Genomic DNA, 2,216 nt, shown 5'->3' with positions numbered 1-2,216 from the left:
TCTGGAATTGTTACTGCTCCTGTTACATCATCCTCAGTTGTTGGTGTTCCGTGATCTTTTGTGACTTCGTCTGTTGTTGGTTCATACACTTCATTATCTGGTTGTTGGTCTGTAATAGAGAATGAATCAATAGCTAATGCTGTAGTTAATGATTCTGTAGAAACACCTTGTTTGAATACTGCAGATGAGAATACGTCTGATACTTTTGCATCTTCTGGTACTGTTAAAGGTACTGAACCTACTGTTCCATCTTCTGCAGAAGTTACAGTAACTGGATCTCCGAATTTTTCGCCATTTTTGAACCATTGCACTTGATATTCACGATTTGGTAATAAGCCACCTGTTCTAGATTCTGCAGTATCACCTGGTCTAGCTAATTCATCTGTTGAGTTATAATTCGTGATGTCGTGCATTGGTTGTGGTGCTAAAAGTGCAAAATCCACACCTGATGTGTTATATGAGCTTTGAGCATTTGGTCCAATTGGTAACAAATCGTCACTTAATCCTTCAAACATGTTGGTTTGGAAATTATTACTCCAAATAGCATAGTCGTCAACTAGTGGCGTAACATATACGTAATCAGAATTGATATGTCTGTGTTTTTGTCCAATTGTTCCATTCCAAGCCATTAAGTTATTATGTGAAACATCTTTATCAGCTACAACTTTACCATATTCTTCATCTGAGATAGTTTTAGAAATGCTTGCACCTGAATTTTGTTTATAAGCACTAATACCATAAATACCTTTGAACGGAATGTAATAATCACCTTTAGAATCTACATTTGCTACAACAGTTTCAGCAATGTGTGAGCCCACACCATTTTTAGCTTCATAATCAGCGATAATTTGTGCTTGTGCAGCTTTGAAATCATCTAATGTATAACCACTGTGCTCATTTTTCCAAGTATCAAATAATCTAGTTACTTCGTCATTTACATATGATGCAGCGACTTTTGTATTAGTGGCATTAACATCCCAAGAGTCTTTACCCCAACGTCTTGCATCAGAGCCATTAGGATCCCCGTTTTCATACCATACGTTACCGCGAATTGTACCGTAAGCACCTGTATTTTCAAATTGGCCATTTGAAGTACCAGATGTTGTACGTTCATTTTCTGGTTTTAGTAACCAATCAACATTGTTATGTTTTTCTTGAAGTACAACGTGTGAGTTAACAATTCTATTAATCCCTGCTGTAAAGTCCCAAGATTCATTTTTTCTAGTTAAACGATCATGATAACCATACATTTGGTCACCGTGTTTAACAACATCGTATTTAGATGGATCTGGATTTTTAACCCAAGTTCTTATAGCAAATTTAGAGTCTCCTGCTAATTTAAATTCATAAGAATTGCCATTCTCATCTGTAACTGGTTTAGATAAGTCAAATGCAAATGAACCGTCTGGGTTTGTAGTAGTGTAATATACTGGGGATACAACACCTTTTCCGTTTACCCATTGTAAGTAGACATTAACTCCTGACAATGGTAATGCATCTTTTTGAGAATAATTTGAATGATTACCATTTCTATAAACCCATGCTTTACCACTATAAGTTTGTTTTTTAGTAGCATCACCTGGTGAGTATATAGCACTATTTTCTGCTGATTCTTGTAAATCTGACGTATTAGCACGATCCATTACCATTGCTCTATTACGTAACAAGTTTCTAACAGGTGTGTTAGAAGTTGTCTTCGTTTTAGAAGATGTGTTTGTTGTATTAGCAACTACTGGAGTTGAATATTGATCATTAGTTGCCGATTTTTCTTTAATTAAAGCAGCTAAAATTTCATTTTCATCAGCTTTATTAACACCTTGTTTATTTAAAACTGATAAAATTTCGTCTTCAGACACTCCTGTTTCATTTGCTACATTTTTAACTTCATTTACAGTTTCTTTTTCTGAAATTGGTTGATTTGTTGTAGTTTCTTTAGTAGCTTCTTCTGTTGAAGGTTGTTCTGTTGTGCTTTCTTTACTTGCCTTCTCTTCTGTTGAAGGTTGTTCTGTTGTACTTTCTTTACTTGTCTTCTCTTCTGTTGAAGGTTGTTCTGTTGTACTTTCTTTACTTGCTTTCTCTTCTGTTGAAGGTTGTTCTGTTGTGCTTTCTTTACTTGCCTTCTCTTCTGTTGAAGGTTGTTCTGTTGTGCTTTCTTTACTTGCCTTCTCTTCTGTTGAAGGTTGTTCTGTTGTGCTTTCTTTACTTGCCTTCTCTTC

The 2,216-nt window shown here is 35.4% G+C and carries 1 pseudogene; it reads right to left on the bottom strand.

Annotation, left to right across the window (positions count from 1 at the left end):
* A pseudogene (locus KA858_RS11115) lies at window positions 1–2,216 on the bottom strand (hypothetical protein); the annotation flags it as partial.

The organism is Staphylococcus sp. GDX8P80P (assembly GCF_017893095.1).
In the GTDB taxonomy this organism is placed as follows: domain Bacteria; phylum Bacillota; class Bacilli; order Staphylococcales; family Staphylococcaceae; genus Staphylococcus; species Staphylococcus borealis.
The sequence above is the reverse complement of the archived record's forward strand: the minus strand, read 5'-3'. Positions and strand labels throughout refer to the sequence as shown.